Source organism: Parachryseolinea silvisoli, from assembly GCF_021190955.1.
Classification (GTDB): domain Bacteria; phylum Bacteroidota; class Bacteroidia; order Cytophagales; family Cyclobacteriaceae; genus Ohtaekwangia; species Ohtaekwangia silvisoli.
On sequence record NZ_JAIOAO010000001.1, the window covers coordinates 1,820,927 to 1,847,257 of the forward strand.

Here is a 26,331-nt window from a genome sequence, read left to right on the forward strand (position 1 = left end):
GTTTTACGGTAGGCGTCCCATGTTAACAAAAAATCCTTAATGAAAATTCTTTAAAATAACAAAAAAAAACCCTAATTTCAAACTCTATCGGAATAATATAAAACCGCAACAATCTATTAGTCAATCGTTTGCGACCCGAGTGCTTGCAATATCTTAAGGCTATAAAACCATACCAATGCAGCCGAATCCGCAAGAGGGCAATCCCCCAACAACTATTTATACCTCAAATGAATATTATGTAATTTGATGGCCTCAAGTAAAGATAGAGGGTTCATTACAATGGCAATGAACAAAAAGGCTAAAAATATTACCTATCCCTCACTACCCTAAAACTTTTAAAAATACAGGAAACGTCTCGATTACTTGTCCCTATTATCGCATGATCATGGTGATTGGTACAGATAAAATTGTAGTTGCACCAAAACATTACTTGATATTATTGACGACACCGAACATATAGCAACAAATCAAAAGAGCCAAATGACTTTGATATTCTCCAACCTAAAGCAATAAACGCAACGCACGACAGCGCTATCTGTATACGCTATTATAATTATATATATAATCCATCCAGGTTCAGCCAAAGTAACCAAGGTGATAATTTTATCCCAAAGGGTTCTTAATATAGACTTCTCAGAAGCTTTCAATAAATCCGACTTTGTGCACGAGGCATATCTATTTAATTCACCTAACTCTATTGGGCGGTGATGATATAATTTATGACGCGTACTTAACCGTCTCTACGACACCCGAAAATCGAAGCGGTATACGTTAACCAGAAAAATACAGTGCAGTTTATTCATACGATCACAGGTTCATTTCGTAAGGTAAACGTAACCATCCCTATGAGTCCGGGGAATTCCGGAGGCATAAGAAATCCAGCAAAAAAAGGACTATAGCACCATACATCGTTTTGTTCGAAAGGGACGGCCGCCTTCTATTCCGATGCTCTATAAAATCGCAAAAACTCTTAACGTCTCGGGTCGCGAATTGCGCTACGAAAGTCGACCAAATTAATATTGTTATAGTTGATTAGCTTTGTAAGCTGAGCAGTATCCAAACCCTGCTCTCTTCATCCTCTTGAATAACTTGCGCATATACGGTACCGACCCGCCGGTAAATAAAAAAGACGACCGTCGTGCGATCGTCTTTTTATTGGAGAGCCGAGAATGGGAATTGAACCCACGACCTGCTGATTACGAATCAGCTGCTCTACCCCTGAGCTACCTCGGCAAGTGTCAGGGCAGGCCTCAAAATTAAATGTTCGAAGGCAACTACAAAATTCCTAATTCATTAAATTGTCGCAGGTATGCTATCCAAAAAATGTAAATACGCCATCCACGCCCTTGTGCACATGGCGAAAGAGCCTGAAGCCAAGTTTCTGATCAAAGACATCTCTGACGCGTGCAATATTCCCAAGAAATTCCTCGAAGCCATCCTGCTCGACCTCAAGCGCGCCGGCGTTTTAGGCAGCAAACAGGGTAAAGGCGGCGGATACTTCCTGCGGCAGGATCCTGCCACGGTAGACCTGGCCGAGATCGTGCGCCTCTTCGACGGGGCTATTGCCCTCGTGTCCTGTGCCACGCACAAGTTCTATGAACCCTGCGCCGAATGTGAGGACGAAGAGACCTGCAGCATTCACGATGCCTTCAAACAAATCCGGAATGCTACCGTCGAAATGCTGAAATCAGAGACCCTGGACTCCCTGGCCAAAAAAGAAGCGAAACTGAAAGCCAAGAAAAAACGTTTGGTTTAAATCTATTTGTTTAATAGGGATTAAAAGTAACTTTAGCCCCTCGAACGAAATTATTGTTTCACTTAAATAACAACCCATTATGTCACTCCGATTAGGCGACCTGGCTCCCGATTTCACAGCCGAAACGACCGAAGGAACAATCAACTTCCACGAATGGCTCGGCAACAGCTGGGGTATTCTGTTCTCCCACCCTGCCGACTTCACGCCCGTGTGTACGACCGAGCTTGGCGCAATGTCCAAGTTGACCGGCGAATTCTCTAAACGTAACGTTAAGGTACTGGCCATCAGCGCCGACCCCCTGGAATCCCACAAAAAATGGATCCATGATATCAACGAAACGCAAAACACGACCGTAAACTATCCCCTCATTGCCGACCCCGAGTTTAAGGTCGCCAACCTGTATGGCATGGTACATCCGAACGTCGACAAGTTTACCGTGCGCTCGGTATTTGTGATCGGTCCCGACAAAAAAATCAAGCTGATGCTGACGTATCCGGCCTCCACCGGCCGCAACTTCGACGAGATCCTGCGTGTTGTCGACAGCCTCCAGCTCACTGCCGGCTACAGCGTCGCGACTCCCGCCAACTGGAAACAAGGCGACGACGTGATCATTACCGCGGCTGTAAAAGACGAAGACATCGAAGCGAAATTCCCCAAGGGCCACAAGCGTATTAAGCCTTACCTGAGAACAACGCCTCAACCCAATATTTAAGCTTAATGGTTTTTATTGACCGCCCAAGCTTCCGGAATACCCTTCCGGAAGCTTTTTTTATGCCAAAACATACATCAAGGCTCCTGCTTCAACCATCCTTTTTTTAAGCCGCCTACAACACTTTGGGCGCTTGTCCCGTATTCAGAGATGGCGAACCGCAAACTGCCTTCGGCAGACATACGAGGGTTTGCAAACAATCGGAAATGTCTGGAGCCATGGGGGTATTTGGCACGACGGTTGTCTTAGAGAAGCAAAACAGGAAGCTATGGAAAATAAGATCAATCTGGCGCCGGTCCGTAACTCGTATCTGCAGCACTTTTTAGTGGCACAGGATAATCTGGCTAAGCTGACACAAGAAGAACGGACACAAAAACGGCACTTTAAAAGAAAAAGGCACGCAGACGACCGGTATGCCTGATCGGCCAACGTTTGCCTTGGCGCGGTAGGCGGCTTTGCCGCCCCGCCAGTCATGAAGGTTTACGAGAACGTCGCGCTGGCGTGAACACACGCAGTGTCATGGCGGCTTTGCCACCTGTCGTAAATTTGCCATCTTCGCCGGCAGGCCGAAAGGCAAAGTATACACGACATGCACATCCGCACAGCAGAAATAGACGACCTGAACCGGCTTAAGGTTCTATACAAAGAGGTTGCCCGCCACGAAGGCGGCATCGCTCGCCTGGAAAGCGAGATCACCGAAGACTATATTCAGAACATCCTCACCAAAAGCTTCGCCACGGGCCTCGCCCTGGTCGCCGTACATCCGGAAGATGCCGAGCAACTGGTAGGTTCCATTCACGCCTACAAACCGGGCATCCACGTGTTCGACCACGTCTTGTCAGAGCTCACCCTTGTCGTGCACCCACAGTTCCAGGGACGCAAGATCGGGCGCACACTTTTTACCATTTTCCTGGAAGAGGTCGGACGCAACCGTCCCGATATTGGCCGCATCGAGCTCATTACGCGCGAGAGCAATGACAAAGCCATCGCCCTCTACCAATCGCTTGGCTTCCGCATCGAAGGCCGCCTGGAAATGCGTATTCGCACCACGGGCCGCGCATACGAAGCCGACATCCCCATGGGCTGGCAAAATCCAAACTTTGAATTTTAAGAGAAGACGTTCCGGGAGGAATCAGACACCCAGGTCGCTGCCGTCGGCAATGAGGAGCAACAGTTCCTTTACCTCTTCGGCTTTGGCATGCTCGCCCATCTTGTCAAACGACATGATCAGGTTACGAAACACCCGGCGGATAATTTCCAGGTTCGGGCACGGTTCGAAGAACGAGGTCTGCGGTGTGAGGTGCAGCTCGCTGATATAGTTCTCGATGTCTTGCCGCGAAAAGATCAGCCCCTTGTTAAAGGCATTGATGTAGAACTGTGTATGACGCTCGTCTTTGTAGGTAAGCACAAACAGGTTAGGCAGATTGACACCGTATACCGGCAGCTTCAGCTTTTGTGCCACCAGCAGGTAAATCACACACAAGGTGATGGGATTACCTTTACGGGATTCCAACACGACATTGATCAGGGAGTTGCCAGGCGAGTGGAAGTTCTTGGTATTCGCGCCAAACTTGATCTTATTAAACAGCACACTGTTCACCACCTTCACCTGGTCGAATGGGTATAGGTCGGGTTTGAACTCCAGCCACGTTTCATAATACAGCTGCTCCAGCTCTTGCTTCAGCTTGATCAGCTCCAGGTCGGGATATTGGTAGGTTGCGACCAGCCACATGCCTGTCAGCAGATCTTGCTCGGGGCTGGTGTACCATTCTCTGATCCTTTCTTTTAAGAGCTCGTATTGCAAGGTGTGTATCAGCTCCTCAATGCGCCGCTGTACCTGCGGACTGAAGTTGCTTTCCCACTCCTGCTCCAGGAAGGGTATGATACTGGTGCCGAGCGAACGTATTTTGTCCTCTACGTGCGATACGATTTGGGTATCCTCATCGTCCAGCAGCGACACCAACGCCTTTAATTCTGTTTCTTTTAATTCCATTCGCTATGATACTTTGCTAAAGTAAAAACTTTTTGTGGGATATTAAACAACCTGCGTTCCCACCTTTTTGCCGCCAACGGTGTCTATGCCGTTGGAATTTCTGGCATGAATATTTCATTAAACATTCACATAAACTAATTATTACGACTATGAAGTCACGCATTTTGTTTGTTGCCCTTGTGTTGTTCAGCACAGTTGCCTTTGCTCAACAGGAGCTCTTCCGGGGTGAGCATTTCATTGAAGTTTCCGGCAACGCCCAACAGGAGATCGAGCCCAATGAAATTTACGTTCGCATCAGCCTCCTTGAATTTGAAGAAAACCGCGCCAAAGTAGCCCTTGAAAAACTCGATAAAGATTTTCTCGACGCCCTCAAAAATGCCGGCATCGACAAGAAACGTCTCGAACTCGCCACCGTCGGCGCTGACCTTGGCAAGCTGGGCCGCAAAGACAAAGACTCTTTCCGCGAGAAAGTGTACCAGTTGAAGCTCACCAGCGGCACCGAGCTGACAACCCTTGTTGAAAAACTCGGCGCTGTAAAAGTGAACGATATCGCGGTGACAAGAGTGAGCCACTCTGAACTGGAGAAACTGCGCCTCGACCTGAAAATTAAAGCACTGCAGGCGGCCCGCGATAAAGCCGACGCGCTGGCAAAATCGATTGGCGCCAGCATTGGCGCACCCCTCATGATCCGCGAATTCGAGAACAACCCGTTCCCGATGTCTGAAGTTGCCAACGTCATGGTGCGTACACAAGCCTACGACGGCAGCGGCGCGCAAGAGCCTACCGCCTTCCGTAAGATTACGATTCAGGCACAGGTAACAGCACAGTTCCTGATCAAGTAATCACACAACATTGTTCGTAAAAAGTCCACGGCACGAGATGCTACTCAGGCCGTGGACTTTTTATTTACCGGCAAAGGCAGGCTTGCGTTTTTCCAAAAATGCCTGCACCCCTTCTTTATGATCGGCCGTAGCCCCGGCAATCTCCTGGCAATACGCTTCATACTCCAACATATCGTCTAGCGTAGCCGTTGCCGACTTCTGCAACATCTTTTTTATCAACCCGATGGCCTTCGTCGGCGCCGTCGCATAATAATCTGTATAAATCTTCACAGCAGCATCCAACTGATCCGCCGGCACAGCGCGATTGAGCAGTCCCCAGGCGGCGGCATCTTTCGCACTCACTTTCGACCCGAGCGTGCACAGCTCAAACGCCCTGGCCATTCCCACCAGCCGGGGCAGAAAATACGATGAGCCCGAATCAGGCACCAAGCCGATATTGATAAACACTTCCGTCAGCACGGCATCCTCCGCCGCCACAATCACATCGCACGCCAGCGCCAGCGAGCAGCCGGCGCCTGCGGCGACACCATTCAACCGACAGACTATGGGTTTCGGCAATTGACGCATCGCCCGGATGATGGGATTATAGCGTTTGTGTAGTGATTCCTGAAACGAGCGATTGGGGGTAGCGGCCGAAGCCTTCAAATCCTGCCCCGAGCAAAAAGCCTTGCCGGCGCCGGTCAGCACCACGACACGCGCCGCGGCATCTTTCGCGACAGCCTTCAGTGCATCTTGCAACTCGTAGGTGATCTCGTCGTTCAGGGCATTGTATACGTCGGGACGATTCAACGTAATGGTGGCTACGCCGTTCTCAACGGTATAGCGCAAAGTCGTAAAATCCATACAGGGTTAGCGTTGGTATACGCCGAAGATACCTAAAACAGAAACACCATACCAGCGAAGCTGGTCAGTAATCCTGCAATGCCTCCGACAGTCACCTCGCGCATCGAATGTGCCTGCAATTGCAGTCGCGCCGACATCACCAGCCCGGTAATGACCAGCGAACAGATGAGGGGATAGAACAGCGAACCGTCTTCCGTCAGCCGGTTCAGCGCCAGCATGATGCCCGTAAAGCCCCACGCTGCCAGGCTGTGCATGCTCACCTTCCAGAAAAGTGTCAGCAAAGTGCCGACTACTATCAGCGCATCGATGATGAGCATAAACCGAAACAGGTTATCGTCCAACCGGATACCCGTGCGGGTATAAAACATATAGGTAAGGGTGCCGTACAGTGCCGTGGTAAACAAGAACGGTATAACACGCTCGCGCCGGGTATGCATCAGCACGCTGTCGATCGTACCCATCGACCGGAAGATGCCCATGGCCAATGCGGGCATGGCGAACGTAATGCTAAAAATGATCAGGACAAATTTACCATGTCCCTCTTCGCGCAGGGGCGATAATGCCAAGGGCAGCGTCCAGGCAAAGAGCGCAAACAAATACGTCGCCATCAGCAACGGATGGAACAAAAACGATACTACACGTGCAGCCGTATTCACTGAAGAGAAAGGTTATATGAAAAAATAAAAGACTTGCGGCGCAACGGAGGCGTTACAGCTCCTTCCGCAGGCGGGCCACTGGAATATTGAGCTGTTCCCGATATTTAGCCACCGTGCGGCGCGCGATGTTATAGCCTTTGTCATTGAGAATCTTTTCGAGTTTGTCATCGGAATAAGGCTTGTCCTTATCCTCGCTTTCGATAATATCTTTGATGATTTGCTTCACCTCGCGGCTGCTCACCTCCTCGCCCGAGTCGGTAGCGATACCTTCAGAGAAGAAGTATTTTAGCGGGAAGATTCCGAAGTCGGTCTGCACAGCCTTGCTGCTGGCCACCCGCGACACCGTCGAGATGTCCATGTTGATCATGCTCGCGATGTCTTTCAGGATCATCGGCTTGAGCTTCGTCTCGTCGCCTTCCAGGAAGAAGTCGTATTGAAAGTCTATAATTGCCCGCATCGTACGCAGCAACGTTTGCTGGCGTTGCTTGATGGCGTCGATAAACCATTTGGCAGCGTCGAGCTTTTGCTTGACAAACGATACGGCCTCCTTGAGCTTCTTGTCCTTTTTATCGCTCTTGTCGTAAGCCTTGAACATATCGGTATACGACCGGCTGATGCGCAGCTCCGGGGCGTTGCGCGAGTTCAGGGCCAGCTCCAGCTTGCCGTTGGTATTCGTCAGAATATAGTCGGGAATAATAAACTGATTCTTCACCATCGACGGCGCGCTGCTGCCTCCCGGCTTCGGGTTGAGCTTTACGATCAGGTCGATCGCGTCGCGTACAAACTCTTCGTCTTCAGTATCGAGCTTGCGCTGGATCTTCTGGTAGTGCTTCTTGGTAAACTCCTCGTAACACTCTTCGATAATCTTCTTGGCCACTGCCACGTCAATATCGTGACCGTTGTCCATGCGATCCAATTGCAGCAACAGGCACTCCTGCAGGTTGCGCGCGGCAATGCCGGGAGGGTCGAAGGTCTGAATCTTTTTCAGCACGTTCTCCACCTCGTCGACTGTTGTCTCGATGGCCTGCGAGAAGGCGAGGTCGTTGGCGATCGCTTCCAGGTCGCGGCGAATATAGCCGTCGCCCTCGATGCTGCCCACGAGCTGTTTGCCAATGGCGTATTGTTTTTCATCCAGGCCCAGAAACTCGAGCTGGTCCATTAGCTGCTCGTGCAACGATGTCGACATGGGCAGCGGCATTTCGCGGTCTTCGTCGTCATCGCCGTCGCCCTGCATTTTATACCCGCTGTAATCGTCGTCGCGCAGGTAGTCTTTTATATCGACATCGTCCTCGGCGCTGGCTGTATTCTCACTCTCCGGGTAATCCTCCTCATTGTTGGTAGGCTCTTCGGCCCGCTCAGGCTCGTTGTCCTCGCCCTCTTCCAGGGCGGGGTTGATCTCCAACTCTTCCTCAATGCGCGTTTCCAGCTCAGCCGTAGGCACCTGCAGCAGTTTGATAAACTGTATTTGCTGCGGCGACAGCTTTTGTTGTAACGATTGATTTAGTCCCAGTTTCTGCATCGATGGAAGTTTTTTGACCGTCTGATCAAATACCATGCAAATTATAAAAAATGCCGTAACCGCGAAAAAAACCGTGTAGAACGCGCCCCCCGTCCACGGGCTATACTCCCTCGACATTCAGATGACCATAGTTTTCAAAACTGCAAGTTTTTGTCGTTTTTTGCGGCCATTGTGTACCGTGACACGTTACCGGGAGAACATGCATACTTCTTCCCCCGGCACTGGTCCGCGGTTTACACACTTCTGCAAGATTTATGAAGAGAACAAAGATCAAAGCGCTGCTCGCCACCGAACCCACCGGCCAAACAGTACTTGTGCAAGGGTGGGTACGGACGTTCCGTAACAACCAATTCATCGCCCTCAACGACGGGTCGACCATCAACAATATACAGGCAGTCGTGGCGCTGAATTCCCTCGACGACACCACCCTGAAACGCATTACCACGGGTGCCTGCCTCTCCATCACGGGCGAGCTGATACCGTCGCCGGCGAAGGGACAAAGCGTAGAGCTGAAGGTCACCGCCCTGGAAGTACTGGGCGACAGCGACGCGGAAAAATTCCCCCTGCAGCCTAAAAAGCACTCACTGGAGTTCCTCCGCGAGATCGCGCACTTGCGTTCGCGTACCAATACGTTTGGTGCCGTTATGCGCATGCGCCACGCCATGGCCTTTGCCGTGCACCAGTTCTTTCACGAACGCGGCTTCTTTTATATCCATACCCCGATCATTACCGGCTCTGACGCCGAAGGTGCCGGCGCGATGTTCCGCGTCACTACCCTCGACGCCAACAAACCGCCGCGCGACGAGCAAGGCAATGTAAATTTTAAAGAAGACTTTTTCGGTCGCGAGACAAACCTGACCGTATCCGGTCAGCTCGAAGGCGAGACCTATGCGCTGGCCCTGGGCGACATCTATACCTTCGGCCCGACTTTCCGCGCCGAAAATTCCAATACCACACGCCACCTGGCGGAGTTCTGGATGATCGAGCCTGAAATGGCCTTCTACGACCTGCAAGACAACATGCAGCTGGCCGAGGAGTTTTTACAGTACCTGGTGCGTTATGCCCTTCAGCACTGTGCCGACGACCTGGAGTTCCTCCACAAACGCGCACAGGAAGAAGAGGCCACCAAACCACAGGAACAACGCAGCGAGCTGGGCTTGCTCGACCGCCTGCGCTTTGTAGCCGACAACGACTTCCAACGACTGTCATACACGGAGGCCATCGACATCCTGAAAAACTCCACCCCGAACAAGAAAAAGAAATTTCAATACCTGGTAGAAGAGTGGGGCGTAGATCTACAGTCGGAGCACGAGCGCTTCCTTGTAGAGAAACACTTTAAGAAACCGGTCATTCTCTACAACTACCCGAAAGACATCAAGGCATTTTACATGCGCCAGAACGAAGACGGCAAGACCGTGGCCGCGATGGACGTGCTCTTCCCGGGCATTGGCGAGATCATCGGTGGCTCGCAACGCGAAGAGCGTTATGAGCGCCTGTTGAACCGCGTCCATGAAATGCACCTGCCGGAAAAAGACCTGTGGTGGTACCTCGACCTGCGCAAATTTGGCTCGGCTCCCCACGCCGGCTTTGGCCTCGGCTTCGAGCGCCTCATGCTGTTCGTGACGGGCATGACCAACATCCGCGACGTCATTGCATACCCCCGCTATCCCGGCAACGCCGAGTTTTAATCATCAAGGCCTCCACCAGGCCATGGGCTGCCGGCGATTCCACCGCTGGCAGCCCTTTTCATTTCTTTAGCCAGGCAAATTCCCCGCAACATACCCCCAAGGCCTGTCAACTGCCTGTACACTGTACAAATGTCTTCGTGGTGACGTAAAAATGACCTGGAGATGACCTAGTCCTTTATACGACTAGCTTATCACTAGCATAACACTAGCGTATCACTAGCTTATCTCTAGGTTATCCTTGCTTTTGAGGGGACGCAAAACAATTGCAGAGCACCTTTTATGGGGATGCCCGCGCGCTGTCCGGGGACGGTTGGGAATACGGGAAACGTCTTACGAAGGCAGCTGACTAATGCTTAAAGGCCAGCAACGGAATTTTGACATGAAACGCCATGCGCCGGGTCAGGCTGCGATTGAAGAGCTTTTCATAAAAGCTCAGCCCATGCGTAAACATCGCCAGCACGTCAGCTTTTGAGTTTTCAATATATTGATCCAACGCAGTATCCAGGTTTGTATCCACGAGCACGATCGTCACGATCTTTTTATACTCCGACCGTGCCGCCGCTTCCTCCAACTTCTCCTCGGCCACGACCGCCTGGCGCCCCGACGACGCGATGTGCACCATGTGTATGGTGGTATTAAACTTCTCGACATACGAGATCAGCATCTTCAGCTCCTTGTCGAGGTGACGCATGTCGGTGGCGTAGATCATATTCCGGAAGCCTTTAAAGGCCGCGGCCTCCGGTACGGCCAGCACCGGCACCGCGCTGGCGCTGATCAGCGTGGTGGTATTGCTTCCCAATACAACCTTCTGCAACCCGCTGGCACCATGTGTGCCCATCACGATCAGTCCGGTGTGTTGCTTACGGGCTTCCTTCCGCACGGTATCGGTAAACGACGACGATGATACCACCACCCTGCAGCGGATCGGGTCGGGAAACTTCACCTGCTTCGACAGGCTATGGGCGAATGCTTCCAGATCTTCCTGTGCCGTTTCCACCAGCTCTTTTTCCAACGCCTTCGCCCGCTGGCGCATGGCAGTGCGTGTCGGCGACAGCATGGTCATAACGTGCAGCAGCGTGAGGGTTCCTCCCAACTTATTGACAATCTTTACGGCATACTGTACCGAGGCTTTCGATAGTGCTGACAGATCTGTAGGAACCAGGATATTGACCATGTGCAAAAAGGGTTACGTGCCTCCTAAAATAATGTTTTTTACCCACCTGATTAAACCTTAATTTTCTGCGCATCATGAAAAAGGTACACTGCCACCTCTCGAACCGCGAAATACCCGCTTCCCAGGCAATCAAAGGTACCGACGTACGCCCGGGCATCCGCGACCTGATCAAAAAAGACCATCCTACCTTTACCGACGATGCCTATGTGTCGCTGGACGAGCTGCTGCATTATCGCAAGCGTTACCTCGAGAAGATGCTGAAGGACGAAGTGGGCGAGCTGTCACACCTCGAGCAGGCGGTGCTCAACAGCATCAACCAGGACGAATTGCTCTCGTCCAATATCGAGCCCGTACTGGAGAAAGAAGCTTCTGTCGGCGAGCGCATTGCCGACCATATTGCCGAGTTCGGCGGCAGCTGGACGTTCATCATTCTGTTCTTCTCCTTTATCGCGGTGTGGATGGGTACGAATATATTTATACTCTTCAGGAAGCCATTCGATCCTTATCCATTTATTCTGCTCAATTTGATCCTCTCCTGCCTGGCCGCTATTCAGGCGCCTATCATCATGATGAGTCAGAACCGCCAGGAGACAAAAGACCGCCTGCGGTCGGAGCATGACTATAAGATCAACCTCAAGGCAGAGCTGGAAATACGCCTGCTGCACGAAAAGATAGACCACCTCATTTTACAACAAAACCAACGCCTGCTGGAGATTCAGCAGATACAGGTAGACCTGATGGACGATATTCTCGACAAGCTCAACCACCGGGGCAGTGGAGACAAGAACTGATACGTATGAAACGAACTTTTGCCAGCGATAATTACTCCGGCGTACACCCCGACATCTTTACAGCCTTACAACGGGCCAACCAGGGGCACACGCCCAGCTATGGCGCCGACGAATATACCGCCCGGGCCACAGCCCTTTTCCGCCAGCACTTTACACCCGACACCGAAGTGTTCTTTGCCTACAACGGTACGGGTGCAAACGTCATTGGCCTGAGCGCTATCACCCGCTCCTTCGAAGCGATCATCTGCTCGGACCTGGCACACATCAACGTAGACGAATCGACCGCACCGGAAAAATTTCTGGGGTGTAAGCTGGTGACGATTCCCACCGAAGACGGCAAGATCTACCCGCACGATGTGGAGCATCGCATTCAGCGGGTGGACGATCAACACCATCCGCAGGCGCGGGTCATTTCGATCTCGCAGTCGACCGAGTATGGTACGGTCTATTCGGTGGAAGAAATACAGGCGCTCGCGGCTGTCGCGCGCAAACACGATCTATACCTGCACATGGATGGTTCGCGGCTGGCGAACGCCGCCGTGAGCCTGGGTAAATCCTTTCGGGAATTTACCGTCGATGCGGGCGTCGACGTACTGTCGTTTGGCGGTACGAAGAATGGGTTGATGTTTGGCGAAGCTGTATTGTTCTTTCAGCCGGCGCTGGCCAAACACTTCAAATACATCCGCAAGCAGAGCATGCAGCTTCACTCGAAGATGCGTTTTATCGGCGCCCAGTTTGAAGCCTTGTTGAGCGGTGATCTTTGGAAAAAAAGCGCGGGGCATGCCAATGCGATGGCGCGACTGCTGGAGCAGGAGCTGCGCAGCATACCGGGTGTTACCATTACACGACCGGTGCAAGCCAACGGCATTTTTGCCACGCTGCCTCCGGCCATTATTCCGGCTTTACAGGAAGAGATCTATTTTTATGTGTGGAATGAAAAGACGTCGGAGATACGCCTGATGTGCTCGTTCGATACGCAAGAAGAAGATGTACGGCACTTTGGTGCCAGTGTACGGCGGCTGATCGGCGCCGTTACCGCTTCACGAATTTGAAAGTACCCGTATGACGCGAGTTCTTGTCGCGCAGGGCCAGGAGGTAATATCCTACCGGGAAATCTTTTACGCGCACCCGCAGGGTGTGCTCGTCGACCACTTCGGTCTCGATCGACATTTCGTTGCCGATAATGTTATGCAGGGTCACACGGATGTCGTGCGCATTGGCATGGTCAATCTTTACGTTGACGTATTCAACAGCCGGGTTGGGGAACAAATGGATCGACTTGAAAAAGTCGGGGGTTTCGGATTGTACCCGAAGCGAGTCACCGTCCTGGGCAAACACCTGCAACGAGGCTGCCAGAAGTATGATCCAGACGGTTAGAATTCTCTTCAAATACATAATGTAATTAGTCCTCCTGTCCTTACGACAAATATCACACCAGAGTTGATTATTTATCGATTCAGTAGTTAGACGCATCAAAAGCTTAAAAAGTTTGAGATTTCTGACAGTTTTTCACAATAATTTTTCCTTAAACATGTTAAGCCTGTCAAATTTTAGGAAACACTACGGCCACCACCTGGCATTGGCTATTGATTCCTTGCAGTTCCAGCCCGGCGCCTATTGGGTCAAAGGCGAGAACGGCGCGGGTAAAACTACCTTTTTTAAGGCGCTGGCGGGCCTGTTGCCCTGTCAGGGTACCGTACAATTCGACGACGGCACTTCCCTGCACGCTCACCCGGTAGCGTACCGGCGGCGGGTGCACTATGCAGAGGCAGAACCCCTGTATCCAGGCTTTTTGACCGGCAAGGACCTCTTGCGGTTTGTCGGCAAGGCCCGGCAGGCGCCGGAAAGCCAGCAACAGGAGCTGGTAGAGGCATTTGCCATGAACCAATATTTCGAAACGCCCTGCGAGACGTATTCCAGCGGCATGATGAAAAAACTTTCGCTGGCGCTCGCTTTCCTCGGCACGCCCACGGTGATCCTGTTAGACGAGCCGCTCATCACGCTGGACGAGCAAGCCCGCCGCAGGTTGTTCGACCGCATTCGCACCGCGGCCGAGCGCCAGGGTGTAACATTCCTCATCTCGTCTCACCAGCTGTGGGAGCCGGAGCTGTTGCCCGTACAGGGTGTGTGCCAGGTAGCAAACCAAACGGTAGTGGCGATATGAACGTAGTGCACGCTATACTGGCGCGGGTGTTTGTGATCCCCTTCTATCAGGCGAACGCCACGTTTATCCTTTTCATCGCCGTGATGGCCGGAGGCTTCATGAGCAAGGTGGAACATGTGGCACTGGCGTCATTCTTTGTCAGTACACCGCTCAGCCTGCTGGTGCCGATCACTCTCTGGGCGCTCTATACCATAAAAGTTTTACGCTTTAACCAGGCCTTGCTGCTGCGCGCGGAGAATACGTTTATGCAGCATTACTGTCTGCTGCCCATACGTAGTCAGTGGCTGGGTTGGCTGAGTGCCGTCGCCGCACAGTTGCTGCCGGTCATTGCGTATGGTATATTTCTGGGGTCGATGGCTATCCGGCAAAAGGCGTGGATGTCCCTCGTGGTAGTGGTGCTGGCGCTGATGGTGTTGATCCTTTTCACCGTGGCGTTATTATACCGCGCACGGCTCTACTTCCAGCGTCAACATACGCCCAGCGGTCTGCGGCGTTGGTTGGATAAGACCTTTGTACGTCCTTATCCCCTATTCTTCATTGAATGGATTGTTCGTCGGCAGCCCCTGCTGTTGTTCGGCACGAAGGCTTTGGGGTGTCTGCTGCTGTTCGGCATCACCTATCTCTATACGGACGAGACATACGACAGCCGTCTCCTGATCATGGGCATTACGGCGGTGGCAGCGGCCAACTTGCAGTTGGTTTGGGAACTGCTGCAATTCGAGCATGTACACTTTTCTATTGTGCGGCAATTGCCATTGCCGTTTGGGCGACGGATCCTGTATACTTCCGTTACGTTATGCGCGCTGCTGTTGCCGGAGGTCGGTCTTATTATCACCTACTTGCCGGCTAACCTGGCGGTGACGGAGGCCATGGCGGGTGTGGTATATCTGCTGGCGGGGGCTATACTGTTTTATGGCTTCCTGCATTGGCGTGATCGTGCGCCGGAGCAGCTTGGGGGGATAGCTTTTGCGTGGGTGATTGGGTCGGTGGTGCTGACGTTGTTTCATGTGCCGGCGTTGGTGCTTGCGGCAGTGAATTTGTTTTTGGGGTTATACGGTTGGATGAAGTACTTCTATCGGTTTGAGCAGCGAGCGGGGAACTAACATGCCCCTACTAACATGCCCCTGCGGGGGCACTCGCCAGTCTGGAGACTGGCAACAGTTTCAGGCACAAGTACCGCACCTCCGCTAACGCTCGGTGCTAATACTTGCGCCAGCTTGCGGTCACCTGCCTCTAAACGTCTAACCGTACTCCATTCAGGATGACGGTGTCGACGAGGTTGCTGCCGAAGGCGTAGGGTATAAAGGCGAGTGATGGGATTGGGTGGGTGATGAAGACGTTGGCTACTTTGCCGACGGTGATGCTGCCGTGCGTTGCGCTAAGCTCTATGGCATGTGCGGTGTTGATGGTAGCGGCGTTGATTGCCTCCCCGGGGGTCATTTTCATTTTGATGCACGCCAGTGAAAGCATCAGGGGCATGTTGCCGCTGGGGGCGCTGCCGGGATTGTAGTCGGAGGCAATGGCGAGGGGCAGTCCGGCGCCGATCAGCTGGCGCGCGGGGGGAAAGGGAAGATTCAGAAAGAAAGCAGCGCCGGGCAGCGCGGTAGGCATGACGTTACTTCCCTGCAGGGCGGCGATTTCCTCTTCTCCTATATTTTCCAGGTGGTCGACGCTCAATGCGCCGGCTTGTACGCCTGCCTGTACGCCGCCGGAGCGGTGTAGCTGGTTGGCATGTACGCGCGGCTTGAGTCCCACTTGTTTACCGGCTTCAAAGATGCGTAGGGTATCGTCGGGTGTAAAAAATCCCTGCTCGCAAAACACGTCTATATAATCGGCCAGTCTTGCTTCCGCGACAGCGGGGATCATTTCCTCGATCACCTGCCGCACATAGTCCTCTTTCGTCATGCCGGCGGGCACGGCGTGTGCTCCCAGGAAGGTAGTCTTCACGGTAAGCGGTGTCTCCTGTCCGATGCGACGGGCGACGCGCAGCATCTTCAGCTCGTCTTGTACGGTGAGCCCATAGCCACTCTTGATCTCCACGGCGCCGGTACCGGTACGCATGATCTCGTGCGCGCGGGGTAATGCCCGGGCGAGCAATTCGTCTTCGCTGGTTTGCTGCAGGGTGCGGGCGGAGTTCAGGATACCGCCACCTTTCGCAGCGATGTCGGCGTAGGTGGCACCTTTGATTTTGAGCACAAACTCCTCCTCCCGGCTGGCGGCAAATACCAGGTGTGTATGCGAGTCGACAAAGGCGGGGAATACAAAACGACCCGAGGCATTGATGACTTCTGCGCCGGGCACGGCGGGGAGCTGTTCCATGGAGCCGAAGCCGGCAATCTTGCCGTCGGCCAGCCAGAGCCAGGCGTCGGCCAGTACGGGGAGCGTATCCATGGCAGCGCCTTTTACGGGCGCTATGCCAGGCTCGCGGACCTGCACCAGGCCTTTGATATGGGTAATGAGGATGGCGGCCATGCTGTGGCCGGGCTTATTTTCCGAAGGATTCTACCTTGTAGTCGAGGTTCGTGCCGAATACCGGGAAGCTGATCTTCAGCAACGCATAGTACGAACGGCCCTGAATGCTGGGGCGGTAGCCGGTCTCGATGCCATATGCCCAGCTGAACTGGCGGTTAAAGCGACCATCGATGCCCATGCGGAAACCAAAGATCTTTGTCTTGACCGGGTCTACCAGGTATGTCATGGTCGGGCCGATCGGTTCGCCGTTGGGGCCTTTGTTGGTATAGACCAGGTCGTCGAGGCGCATGGAGGGCGACAGGAGTATGTCCGCATAGGCGGTAAAGATCAGGTCGTCGATACCTTCTTCAAACTTGTCAAAGTTTACGGCTACGTTTTTGATCCAGCTCATCGAGCCACCCACGTAACCACCCACCGTCGCGATGTTGGTGAAGGGGTGTACCTCAATGGCTTCGCCGCGGTCGTTAAATTCGGTATCGGGCAGGGGTACGCCTTCGGCTGTTTTCAGGTCGGCGTTTGTCAGGCCTTGTTTGTCGAGTACACGTTCCAGGTCGGTGGAGCTATCCCAGATGATCGCGCCCACGCGCACACCATAGATCTTACGCACCTTGCACGGTACGTCGGCGCTGAGGGGCACACGGGCGGCCCATTTGTCGCCGCGGTAGCTCTTTTTGTACAAGAACATCTTGGTCTTCGAGCTCTGTTCAAAGTCCTTTACGTGGTACGTGCCGCCCAGCTCGAAGTAGTTGTATACCTCGGCGCGGTTGTCCACGCTGCTTTGTTTCGCGGCCAGGTCGCGCGAAAAGTCGAAGAACTGCTGACTATAGGTCTTGCGAAAGTGGGCGTGGAAATCTGCTTTGTCTTTATAGTAGTACGCAGCCTCCATACCAAAGCCGGCGTTGACGTTGGTTACGAAGAGCTCGCCATACAGGGGTTGGATGCCTATAAAAAGCTTGTTGACCGAATACGGTTCGTCATACAGCTCTTCGTAGGTAACGGCCGTTTTATCCTTTCGTTCACCCTGCGCAAAAAGATGACCTGTGCAGGCCACAAACGCAGTCATGATTAGTAAAAAGCGATAGTTCATAAACCGGGTAGATTAGGGTAATTTTCAGTAAAAATAGTCAATCCAGGGAAAAAAATACTTCCCCCTGAATACCGCCCTGGCAACAGAGGTAAGAGTTTGGTCCAAAAAATCAATTATCCTTTGGCGCCGAGCGTCTTTTTCAAGGCTTCCAGCTCCTGGAGCTTCATCTGGGTATCCGTTTCACGGTGCTTGCGGTCGGTAATATCTTCGAACATGCCCAGCACCCCCGTTACCTCGCCATGCTGGTTGGTAATAACCACCTTGCTGGTCAGCACCCACGATTCCGTGCCCGCGCTGTTTACGTTCCGTTCTTCCTGGTCCATGCGCGACTTGCGGCTTTCGATCACGGTCAGGTCATCTTTGCGATAGGCGTCGGCGTGGTCTTTCCAGGGCATGTCAAAGTCGGTCAGGCCCACCAGCTCGCGCGGCGACCGAACACCGGCCACTTGCGCAAAGATGCGGTTGGCACCCTGAAAGCGCAGGTCTTTATCTTTCCAGAAGATAGCGCGGGGTATATTGTCAATGACAGCTTGCAGTGTCTGCTGGGTAGACTGCATCTCTTCCACCATGGTATTTATCTTCATGGTATTGTATGCCACCGTCACCAGGTCCGAGCACGACTTCAGAAACTCGATATCTTCTTCCGTCCACTCTTTCGCTTCGCCTTGCTGCTCGCAGCTAATGATACCGGCAATACGGCCTTCGTTAAAGAAAGGCACATTCAATACCGATGCGACACCATTGGGGCGCAGGTAGCCGGCGTGAAGCTCGCGTGTAGCCGCGTGGCTGGCGACGTCTTTTATTGCCAGCACTTCTTCGCTTGTAATGGCTTCAAAGAATCCGGGATAATCTTTGGCCAACCATTCCGCGCCGGTCGAGAAGCTGCGATTGGAAAGTGTATAGAGCTTGTCGGACGTGAGTTTGTTACGGGTATTGTTGAACGACCAGATGCCGCAGCGTGACACGTGTATTTGCGTGGCGATGGTCGACGTAATCTTTTCGATGGCGGCATTCCAGTTGCCCGACTGCACGTCGTTGTTTTTGGTCAGCTCCATTTGTGCGCGGCGGTTCTTTTGGCTGATCTCGTTCCGATGTTTTTCGCCGTCCAGCATGTTCTGGATGTGTTTTTCTTTGCGGCGCATCTCCTCCTGGGTGGCTTCGAGCTCTTCCATGTTCTGGCGCATCTCTTCCTCCTGGGCGCGCATCTCTTCCGCTTGCTGCTGGGTCTTCTCCAACAGCTCGCGCGTGCTTTCATTGATGCGTACAGTCGAGATCGTCGACGCAATCGTCTCGGCCAGCTTTTCTACCAGGCCGATCTCGTAATCTTCATATTTGCCAAAGGTCGCGAGCTCCAGCACACCGTAGATTTGCTCGTTTACTTTGAGGGGCATCAGCAGCAAAGCATTGGGGTTCGAGCCGCCGAGGCCCGAGGTGATGGAGATATATTCTTCGGGTACTTCCAGCAAATAAATCTTCTGTCCTTCCAGGTAGCTCTGTCCGACGAGCCCTTCGCCTATTCCTACTTTTTTATGCAGGTATTTTTTGCGTTCGAACGCATAGCAGGCTACCAGCTCCAGATATTTATCCTGTTCGTTTTCTTCGTTGAGCACGAACATGCCGCCCTGGTTGCTTTTGGTATACTTCACCACAAACCGGATGATGTTATCGTACAGCTCAGTCGTTGATATATTGGTCGTCCGCAGAATTTCTCCTACCTGTGCGATACCGGTATTCGACCAGTTTCGGCGGCGGTCTTCTTCGGCGTTGCGGCGCAATTTGTCGCGCATGGAGATCATGGTCGTGCCGAGGTTGTCGGCCTCTTTCAGGCCCAGCTCGACACCATAATTACCCGACGAGATCGCTTCGATAAAGGTCATCACCGCTGCCTTCTCGTCGTTCTGTTGCAACAGGCGTTCTGTATTGACCGCCACCAACGCGTCCGAGCTGCGCTGCAGTTTGTACAGCAGCAGGCACAAGCCCAGAACACCCAAACCGACCAGCGGAATAGAGATCCACGCCAGGGTGTTGATGTACGAAGCGTCAGATTTTACGGATTTGTTGACATGTGTAATAAGTTGGTCCATTTTTGACTGAAAGGCCTCGTACTCGCGGTCGAATTTTTCATCGAGCGCGGGGCCCACATTGTCTACCGAGGGGGGTGTTGCGATGATCGCGCCGGTGCTGTCTGTCTGGACCGGAGCGGCCGCCTGGGGCTTATGGTTGATCCTTTCCTGCGCCGAAGCCATCAGGTTTTCGAGGATAATAATGCCTTCTTTCAGAATGGCTTTTGTGTCTTCGTCGTCGTGAATTTCGAACAGGCCCAGCTCGGTTTCCTTGCCATCGTAGGCGCCCTGTAATATGTCACGTGACGTCGTAAACGCCTTGTGCACGTCTTTTTCATAGTTTACAGAAGCGTCGCCGGCCAGCAGCTCTTCGAACCACAGGTGTGCCTTGGTGACACGGTTCTTGAGGTTGTCGCCCAGCGAGATGTAGGGAAGGTTACGTTCGTACGTGTTGATGGTATCGCGCTCCACGTAGGCGATCAACAACGTGATCAGTACCCCCGCGACGGCAAAGCCGACGGAGTACTTCAGGGCTCGGTTTTTCATGAAGTTGGTTAAAAAATTTCCGGTTAGAGGTGAGGGCCTCATCAGTGAAAAGTTAGCAATATTTCTGCTCTCATCCCAATGTGGCCAATGCCCGGCGGCTTGCTTCGAGTATCCTGGAAATTAGTTTTTCATCAATTGCTGCAGAAATGAACATGGCTTCGTACTGCGAAGGCGCCAGGTAGATCCCTTGTTGCAACATGGCCTGGAAATACGTGGCGAATTTTTGCGTATCGACGGTCTTGGCCGTTTCAAAGTCGATCACATGCTTGTCGGTAAAGAAAAGTGTAAACATAGAACCCACCTGATTAATGGTCGCTTTTACACCGGCTTCTTTTATCTGTTGTGTCAACCCTTGTACCAACGCGGTAGTCATCCGTTCGATGTGCTGGTACACTTCGGGGTGCCCCTGCAGGTAACGCAACATGGCCAGGCCCGCGGCCATGGCCAGGGGGTTGCCCGACAAGGTGCCTGCCTGGTATACCGGACCCACCGGCGATACAAAGTCCATGATCTCTTTCCGGCCGCCATACGCCCCTACAGGCAAACCACCCCCGATGATCTTACCCAGCGTGGTCATATCGGGTGTTACGCCGTACAGCTCCTGCGCACCGCCGGGTGCCAGGCGGAAGCCTGTCATGACTTCGTCAAAGATGAGCACGATGTTGTGACGGTCGCACAAGGCGCGCAGTCCCTGCAGGTAGCCTGCCTGCGGTGCCACGCACCCCATATTGCCGACTACCGGCTCTAATATAATCGCGGCCACCTGGCCTTTGTTTTCTTCTACGCGTTCTTCGATGGCTTCCAGGTCGTTGAAGGGGGCGAGCAGCGTATCGCGCGCGGTGCCCTTGGTAACGCCGGGGCTATCGGGTGTGCCGAAGGTCAGGGCGCCACTGCCGGCAGCGATCAGGAACGAGTCGCCGTGGCCGTGGTAGCAGCCTTCCATTTTAATGATCTTGTCGCGTCCGGTAAACCCGCGGGCTACCCGCACGGCCGACATGGTGGCCTCGGTGCCCGAGTTCACCATGCGCACTTTCTCCACGGACGGCACCAGCGCACAGATCAGCTCCGCCATCTCCACCTCGCGCAGCGTCGGCGCACCAAACGACGGCGAGTATGCCAGTGCGGCCTTGACGGCCTCCTCCACGATGGGGTGCGCATGCCCGAGGATCATCGGCCCCCACGAGTTGATCATGTCTACGTATTCGTGGCCATCTTCGTCGTACAGATAAGCGCCTTTGGCTCGCTGCATAAAGAGCGGGTTGCCGCCTACCGCGCGAAAAGCACGGACAGGGGAGTTTACACCGCCGGGTATACTTTGTTTGGCGCGTTCAAAAATGGATGTGCTCTTGGAAATATCGTGCATCGCTGCGAAGATTATCGTTTGTCTACTACAGTAGCCTTACCGTGACGGAACCGGATGAACGGCACCAGCTGGTTGTCGTGGCTGAACTGGTAATTATAGCCTGTGGTCAGGCTGCCCGGCACAAACGCCTGGCGGCTGAGGCCATCCTGAAAATATACACCGTTGTCGCGCAGCTGCAGACCGGCGAAAAGCATGAACTCATAGCCCATGCGCGCATAAGCCGACGGCGTGCGGCCGTGCGTATGAACGTACTTGTGAAAGAAAGCCCGGTAGTGCACCGCGTCGGGTTGCGCATAGTTCGGCGCTTCCAGCACGATGGGCAGGATGTTGTATTTTTCGAGGTCGACCGTAGGTTGGTCCAGCCATGACTCCGATCCTATCACCAGCACCGAGTCGCCGCGCGTCTCGACACCGCTCAATACCTTGGTATAGATCAGGGCTTCGTCGGTTGCGACAAAGATGCTGCCCAGGCTGTCTTTCTTCAGTGTGAACTGCTTGGGATATTTAAACTCGTCGTATTCTGTGGGCGTGGCCAGTGTGGTCAGGATCTTGGCGACACCCTCGCGGGCAATGCGCTGCGACGACAAAATCTTCACGCCGTCCTGCCGTGCCTGCTGAATAAAGTTGGCCGCCAGCACCGAGTCGCGGCGCGACGTGCCGTAGTATACAATACAGTTTTTCTTGCGCGCATGAGCTGCCACAAAGGCACCGGCCTTTTGGCCCAGCGTTTCTTCCGAGGGCTGAAACAGGTAGCCGTACGGGTTGTTGCTGATCAGGTCGCTGCTGTTGGCCAACGGGTTAAACAGGTTGATCTTTTGTTGTTGCGAAAACTCTTTCAAGAGGGGGTTCTCTTCGTGAAAGAAGGGGCCGACCAGCAAGTCGGTGCTTTTCAACTCAGGCAACGCCAGTGCCGTACGCAGCTTGGTCGTGCTGCGCTCGGTGTCGTACGCGCGCAGACTGATCTTCACGCCCTGTTTGGCCAGCGTATCGACGGCCTGCTTCATGCCTTCGTAAAAGTCGAGTACGATCTGATTCTTTTTGCGGCCTGGAGACGGCTCGAGTGTCTGCACCATAAAAGGCATCAACACCGAAACCGTATAGATATCCTTCTTATAGCTTTTGGGAGCTTCCGGAATATACTCTGTTTTCTTCAGGTGCAACTGGTCCACGAGCGCTTCCAGCTGCGTGCGGCTTTCGGGATCGGTCAGGTCCTTTGCCAACGCCGCGGCCAGCAACTTGCCGATGGTCTCGTCTTTGGGATACTCCTCGCGCATCATGCGCAGGGTCTCTGCGTCCTGAAGGTCCGACAGCGCTTTGGTTTTTAGCGCCTCGACATCGGGTTGCAGCTTTTTATCCTTTATCTGTGCCAGCAACTTCATGCCCTGGAAGTAGTCTTTGCCGTCGAAGTATATTTTGGCAAGCCAGAAGTTCACCTCGTCGATCTTCTCCCAGGTAGCGTGTTGCGTCTTGAGCTGGTTGAACTGGTCTTTGGCTACGGCCGGAAAGCCTTGCTTGTAGGCGGCCAGGCCGTAGTAGAAAGAAGCATATTGAGCATACGGGTTACGTTGGTCGTACGGTATCAGCGGCTTGAAGCTCTCCATGGCCAGGTTGTATTTTCCTTCACGGAAAAGCTGCTTGGCGTTAAAGAACTGTTTATTGTAATCCAGCTGCGCGTATACCGATGTCGTTAAAACGAAAAGGACCAGACAGAAACTATAGGCTCTTATTCTCATGCGTTAGAATACGGGTTGTTATGTTCTTATTCCCACTCGATGGTCGCGGGTGGCTTCGAGCTGATGTCGTACACCACGCGGTTCACTCCTTTTACCTTGTTGATGATGTCGCTCGACACGGTGGCCAGGAACTCGTACGGCAAGTGGGCCCAGTCGGCCGTCATGCCATCGGTGCTGGTCACGGCCCGCAGGCTCACCACACGCTCGTAGGTACGTTCATCCCCCATCACGCCCACCGACTGTACCGGCAGCAACATGGCGCCGGCTTGCCATACTTTGTCGTACAGGCCGTGCTCGCGCAGGCCGCCGATAAAGACGCTGTCCACCTCTTGCAGAATGCGGACTTTGTCGGCCGTGATATCGCCCAGGATGCGGATGCCCAGTCCCGGTCCGGGGAACGGATGGCGCCCCAGAATGGTCGGATCGATGCCGAGCGTTTTGCCCACCAGCCGTACCTCGTCTTTGAACAAGGTATTGAGGGGCTCCACGATCTTCAGTTTCATCTTCGCCGGCAGGCCGCCCACGTTGTGGTGCGACTTGATGGTGACCGAAGGACCTTTCACGGATACCGATTCGATGATGTCGGGGTAGATGGTACCTTGCCCCAGCCATTTCACATCGGTCAGCGCGTGTGACTCTTCGTCAAATACATCTATAAAAGTCTTGCCAATGGCTTTGCGTTTTGCTTCGGGGTCGGTTAACCCCGCCAGGGCCGTATAGAATTTCTCTTTGGCGTCGACGCCTTTAATGTTCAGGCCCATGTGCTTGTACGAATCGAGCACCTGCTCGAACTCACCCTTGCGCAGCAGACCGTTGTCCACAAAAATACAGTGGAGATTTTTTCCGATGGCTTTGTGGACCAGAATGGCGGCGACGGTCGAGTCGACGCCCCCGGAGAGCGCCATGACCACCCGGTCATTGCCGAGCTTTTTCTGCAGGTCGGCCACGGTGGCTTCCACGAACTGATCAGACGTCCAATCCTGTGCACAGCCGCAGATGTGTACCACAAAATTGCGCAGCAGCTCTTTGCCTTGCAGGGTGTGTGTTACTTCGGGGTGGAACTGGATGCCGTAGGTGTCGGTGCCTTTTACACGATAGGCGGCAACCTTCACCGAAGGCGTGCTGGCGATGATCTCGAACGAGTCGGGTACCGACGCGATCGTGTCGCCGTGTGACATCCACACCTGGGTGTCGAGTGAAATTTCTTTTAGCAGCGCGTTGTGGTGATCCACGGTCGACAGCTTGGCGCGGCCGTATTCGCGGATGGTCGAGGGCAGCACGTTGCCGCCTGTTTTGTGGGCGATCAACTGGGCACCATAACACACCCCCAGCACGGGCACCTTGCCTTCAAACAGGCTCATGTCAATGTCGGGGCTGCCGGCATCGCGCACGGAGCAGGGGCTGCCGGACAGAATAACACCCTTAATATCAGGCGTTAAGGTGGGAATTTTGTTAAAGGGGTGGATTTCGCAGTAGACATTCAGTTCGCGCACGCGGCGGGCAATGAGCTGGGTGTACTGGGAGCCGAAATCGAGGATCAGTATCTGTTGCGACATGGGTGCAAAGATAAACCGACTTTTCGCCTCCAAAAGTGCGGACGCCGAATAAACGCAAGTTCTTGTCTGTACTAGCGGTTCATGAGAAATATGCCGATCTGAAAGCCCACCGCCGAATAGCTGGAATAATTGTAGTCGTCACTTTTATTGGTGGCATAATCGAAGTGCACGGCGGCCATCGCGCCCATGGAGCGTCGCTTGCCAAACCGCGCCAGGATACCAGCCTCCGGCCGTGCCAGAAAGCCCCAACCTTTATCGGAATCTTCGTAAATGTTGTAGGCCATGATGTATTGGTTGTGCAGGGCACCCAGGCCAATGCCGGCGTACGGAAAGAACAGCCCCTGCCCGCCCAGCTCCCAATTGTACTGACCACTGGCGGCGAAGCTGTATTGGTTGAGCTTTTTGAAATAGTCGGTGGTGATGGCGCCGTTGCCATTCTGAAAGGTTTCCGTGGGCGCATATTCCTCGAAATATGCCCAGGCGAAATCGACGCCTGCAGAAAAGCGGCTTTCGCCGATCATAAACCGGTAGCCGGCCTTGCCGCCACGGCCGCTGGTTTTACTCACCCAGTCGGTGTTGGCCAGCGGGGTATTGACGTCGAGGTTCAAATAAAAATAGTTTTCCTGCGCCAGCAGGGCACACGCGGGCAGAAGTATAAACAGTACGGTCAGGAGCTTCTTCATCTGGCAAAATAATTAATGGAGGTAGGGCGATTGTCTGACGGCGGTCCTGATCGCATCGATGGACTGTTGCTCATAATTTACCGAGTTGACGACGTCCCCCATGTAGGCATTCCAAACGATCTTTACCTGGTTGTTGGCATTTCGGTTTTTAAGGTCGATCATCTCCACCACCAGCGTAGCGGTGTTTTGCGCATAGGTCTGCACAACCGGGTAGTAATAATACCCGCCGTAGCCGTAATAATTCGAGTAGTAGTTCGGGTAATATACCTGCTGGAACAAGTTGAGGTTTTCGATGATGTAGATGTTCATACCGACGTCCGGGTCTTGATCGCGGTCCACGTACTCGAAACCCAGGGAGTCCATTTGATGGCGTACCGCATTGATCACACTGCGCGGGTACGGCTGCGCCGTGGTAAAGGTCCAGATCGTGTCACGGGAGGTATTGGAAACATACCCGATGGTGTCTTTCGGAATAGTATAATATTTATAGGTTCCGAATGCTGCGTCGGGATCATAATTGGTCGAGACCACGAGCTGATCGAGCAGGCGCAAATTGTCGGGCTCAGGCTCGCAACTCCAGAGGGTCGGTATCACGGCCAGGAAAAAGAGGTATCGTTTCATGATGTTCATAGGCTTAGACGGCCGCTCCGTTTATTATCCCCGGCCGCTATACTTAGTAAACGTACGCAGCCG

25 protein-coding genes and 1 tRNA gene are annotated in these 26,331 nt (G+C 53.4%); 11 read left to right on the forward strand and 15 right to left on the reverse strand.

The genetic code is table 11. The features are described from left to right. The first annotated feature begins 903 nt into the window (after positions 1-903). A complete protein-coding gene (locus K7P01_RS32080; protein WP_397311097.1) occupies positions 904-1,017 on the forward strand; it encodes a hypothetical protein in 114 nt (37 codons plus the stop codon). A gap of 144 nt (positions 1,018-1,161) precedes the next feature. On the opposite strand, the gene K7P01_RS07595 is transcribed toward K7P01_RS32080, so the two are convergent. Continuing rightward, positions 1,162-1,233 (reverse strand) — tRNA-Thr (locus K7P01_RS07595). Between the two features lie 76 nt (positions 1,234-1,309). Between K7P01_RS07595 and K7P01_RS07600 the strand changes: the two genes are divergently transcribed. The 4 genes from K7P01_RS07600 (at position 1,310) to K7P01_RS07615 (ending at position 3,576) form a co-directional block, all read left to right on the forward strand. Beyond that, positions 1,310-1,756, forward strand: a complete 447-nt coding sequence (locus K7P01_RS07600; protein ID WP_254086195.1) for an RrF2 family transcriptional regulator — start codon at positions 1,310-1,312, stop codon at positions 1,754-1,756. Positions 1,757-1,835: 79 nt separating this feature from the next. Continuing rightward, a complete protein-coding gene (locus tag K7P01_RS07605; RefSeq protein ID WP_267291477.1) occupies positions 1,836-2,468 on the forward strand; it encodes a peroxiredoxin in 633 nt (210 codons plus the stop codon). 265 nt (positions 2,469-2,733) lie between these two features. Next, the gene (locus K7P01_RS07610) at positions 2,734-2,886 is read left to right on the forward strand and encodes a hypothetical protein (protein ID WP_267291479.1); all 153 of its coding nucleotides are present in this window, start codon (positions 2,734-2,736) and stop codon (positions 2,884-2,886) included. A 168-nt stretch (positions 2,887-3,054) separates the two neighbouring features. Further along, positions 3,055-3,576 (forward strand): GNAT family N-acetyltransferase, encoded by a 522-nt coding sequence (locus K7P01_RS07615; protein ID WP_267291481.1) that lies wholly within the window; start codon positions 3,055-3,057, stop codon positions 3,574-3,576. Between the two features lie 21 nt (positions 3,577-3,597). On the opposite strand, the gene K7P01_RS07620 is transcribed toward K7P01_RS07615, so the two are convergent. After that, positions 3,598-4,458 carry a transglutaminase-like domain-containing protein gene (locus tag K7P01_RS07620; RefSeq protein ID WP_267291483.1) on the reverse strand — a complete coding sequence of 287 codons (861 nt, stop codon included), beginning with the start codon at positions 4,456-4,458 and terminating at the stop codon, positions 3,598-3,600. Positions 4,459-4,607: 149 nt separating this feature from the next. Here K7P01_RS07620 and K7P01_RS07625 point away from each other — a divergent pair, with 149 nt between their 5' ends. Then, entirely contained in the window at positions 4,608-5,300 is a 693-nt protein-coding gene (locus K7P01_RS07625; RefSeq protein ID WP_267291485.1) for an SIMPL domain-containing protein, read from the forward strand. Positions 5,301-5,360: 60 nt separating this feature from the next. Here K7P01_RS07625 and K7P01_RS07630 read toward each other — a convergent pair whose 3' ends face one another. Genes K7P01_RS07630 through rpoN form a run of 3 tightly spaced genes read right to left on the reverse strand, consistent with a single transcriptional unit; the run spans position 5,361 to position 8,318 of the window. Further along, entirely contained in the window at positions 5,361-6,143 is a 783-nt protein-coding gene (locus tag K7P01_RS07630) for an enoyl-CoA hydratase-related protein (protein WP_267291487.1), read from the reverse strand. Between the two features lie 32 nt (positions 6,144-6,175). Then, on the reverse strand, positions 6,176-6,799 hold the full coding sequence (locus K7P01_RS07635) for a hypothetical protein (RefSeq protein WP_267291489.1): 624 nt from the start codon (positions 6,797-6,799) through the stop codon (positions 6,176-6,178). Positions 6,800-6,851: 52 nt separating this feature from the next. Then, positions 6,852-8,318 (reverse strand): RNA polymerase factor sigma-54, encoded by a 1,467-nt coding sequence (gene rpoN, locus K7P01_RS07640; protein WP_267291491.1) that lies wholly within the window; start codon positions 8,316-8,318, stop codon positions 6,852-6,854. 254 nt (positions 8,319-8,572) lie between these two features. Here rpoN and asnS point away from each other — a divergent pair, with 254 nt between their 5' ends. Beyond that, positions 8,573-10,006, forward strand: coding sequence for an asparagine--tRNA ligase (gene asnS / locus K7P01_RS07645; RefSeq protein WP_267291493.1), 1,434 nt, complete (start codon positions 8,573-8,575; stop codon positions 10,004-10,006). A gap of 346 nt (positions 10,007-10,352) precedes the next feature. Here the strand turns inward: asnS and K7P01_RS07650 are convergent, their stop codons facing one another. Beyond that, the gene (locus K7P01_RS07650) at positions 10,353-11,180 is read right to left on the reverse strand and encodes a universal stress protein (RefSeq protein WP_267291495.1); all 828 of its coding nucleotides are present in this window, start codon (positions 11,178-11,180) and stop codon (positions 10,353-10,355) included. A 74-nt stretch (positions 11,181-11,254) separates the two neighbouring features. Here K7P01_RS07650 and K7P01_RS07655 point away from each other — a divergent pair, with 74 nt between their 5' ends. Both K7P01_RS07655 and K7P01_RS07660 read left to right on the forward strand, forming a co-directional pair. Next, positions 11,255-11,971: a DUF1003 domain-containing protein gene (locus K7P01_RS07655; RefSeq protein WP_267291497.1), complete on the forward strand. Its 717-nt coding sequence runs from the start codon at positions 11,255-11,257 to the stop codon at positions 11,969-11,971. 5 nt (positions 11,972-11,976) lie between these two features. Next, positions 11,977-13,023 carry a threonine aldolase family protein gene (locus K7P01_RS07660; protein ID WP_267291499.1) on the forward strand — a complete coding sequence of 349 codons (1,047 nt, stop codon included), beginning with the start codon at positions 11,977-11,979 and terminating at the stop codon, positions 13,021-13,023. On the opposite strand, the gene K7P01_RS07665 is transcribed toward K7P01_RS07660, so the two are convergent. Next, the gene (locus K7P01_RS07665; protein ID WP_267291501.1) at positions 13,004-13,360 is read right to left on the reverse strand and encodes a T9SS type A sorting domain-containing protein; all 357 of its coding nucleotides are present in this window, start codon (positions 13,358-13,360) and stop codon (positions 13,004-13,006) included. The genes K7P01_RS07660 and K7P01_RS07665 overlap by 20 nt on opposite strands. A 142-nt stretch (positions 13,361-13,502) precedes the next feature. Here K7P01_RS07665 and K7P01_RS07670 point away from each other — a divergent pair, with 142 nt between their 5' ends. Both K7P01_RS07670 and K7P01_RS07675 read left to right on the forward strand, forming a co-directional pair. After that, positions 13,503-14,135, forward strand: coding sequence for an ABC transporter ATP-binding protein (locus tag K7P01_RS07670; RefSeq protein ID WP_267291503.1), 633 nt, complete (start codon positions 13,503-13,505; stop codon positions 14,133-14,135). Then, complete coding sequence (locus tag K7P01_RS07675) at positions 14,132-15,238, forward strand: hypothetical protein (RefSeq protein ID WP_267291505.1); 1,107 nt, start codon at positions 14,132-14,134, stop codon at positions 15,236-15,238. The genes K7P01_RS07670 and K7P01_RS07675 overlap by 4 nt, the downstream gene beginning before the upstream one ends. 130 nt (positions 15,239-15,368) lie before the next feature. Here K7P01_RS07675 and hutI read toward each other — a convergent pair whose 3' ends face one another. The 8 genes from hutI to K7P01_RS07715 form a co-directional block, all read right to left on the reverse strand. Continuing rightward, the gene (hutI, locus tag K7P01_RS07680) at positions 15,369-16,607 is read right to left on the reverse strand and encodes an imidazolonepropionase (RefSeq protein WP_267291507.1); all 1,239 of its coding nucleotides are present in this window, start codon (positions 16,605-16,607) and stop codon (positions 15,369-15,371) included. A 13-nt stretch (positions 16,608-16,620) separates the two neighbouring features. Further along, the gene (locus tag K7P01_RS07685; RefSeq protein ID WP_267291509.1) at positions 16,621-17,694 is read right to left on the reverse strand and encodes a hypothetical protein; all 1,074 of its coding nucleotides are present in this window, start codon (positions 17,692-17,694) and stop codon (positions 16,621-16,623) included. Between the two features lie 113 nt (positions 17,695-17,807). After that, positions 17,808-20,303 carry a GAF domain-containing protein gene (locus K7P01_RS07690; protein ID WP_267291511.1) on the reverse strand — a complete coding sequence of 832 codons (2,496 nt, stop codon included), beginning with the start codon at positions 20,301-20,303 and terminating at the stop codon, positions 17,808-17,810. A gap of 70 nt (positions 20,304-20,373) precedes the next feature. Continuing rightward, positions 20,374-21,666 carry a glutamate-1-semialdehyde 2,1-aminomutase gene (gene hemL, locus K7P01_RS07695; RefSeq protein WP_267291513.1) on the reverse strand — a complete coding sequence of 431 codons (1,293 nt, stop codon included), beginning with the start codon at positions 21,664-21,666 and terminating at the stop codon, positions 20,374-20,376. Positions 21,667-21,677: 11 nt separating this feature from the next. Then, the gene (locus K7P01_RS07700; protein WP_267291515.1) at positions 21,678-23,399 is read right to left on the reverse strand and encodes a type 1 periplasmic-binding domain-containing protein; all 1,722 of its coding nucleotides are present in this window, start codon (positions 23,397-23,399) and stop codon (positions 21,678-21,680) included. A gap of 26 nt (positions 23,400-23,425) precedes the next feature. Next, a complete protein-coding gene (guaA, locus tag K7P01_RS07705; RefSeq protein ID WP_267291517.1) occupies positions 23,426-24,955 on the reverse strand; it encodes a glutamine-hydrolyzing GMP synthase in 1,530 nt (509 codons plus the stop codon). A gap of 71 nt (positions 24,956-25,026) precedes the next feature. Beyond that, positions 25,027-25,638 (reverse strand): outer membrane beta-barrel protein, encoded by a 612-nt coding sequence (locus tag K7P01_RS07710; RefSeq protein ID WP_267291519.1) that lies wholly within the window; start codon positions 25,636-25,638, stop codon positions 25,027-25,029. A 12-nt stretch (positions 25,639-25,650) separates the two neighbouring features. Next, positions 25,651-26,259, reverse strand: a complete 609-nt coding sequence (locus tag K7P01_RS07715; RefSeq protein ID WP_267291521.1) for a DUF4136 domain-containing protein — start codon at positions 26,257-26,259, stop codon at positions 25,651-25,653. Between the last annotated feature and the right edge of the window lie 72 nt (positions 26,260-26,331).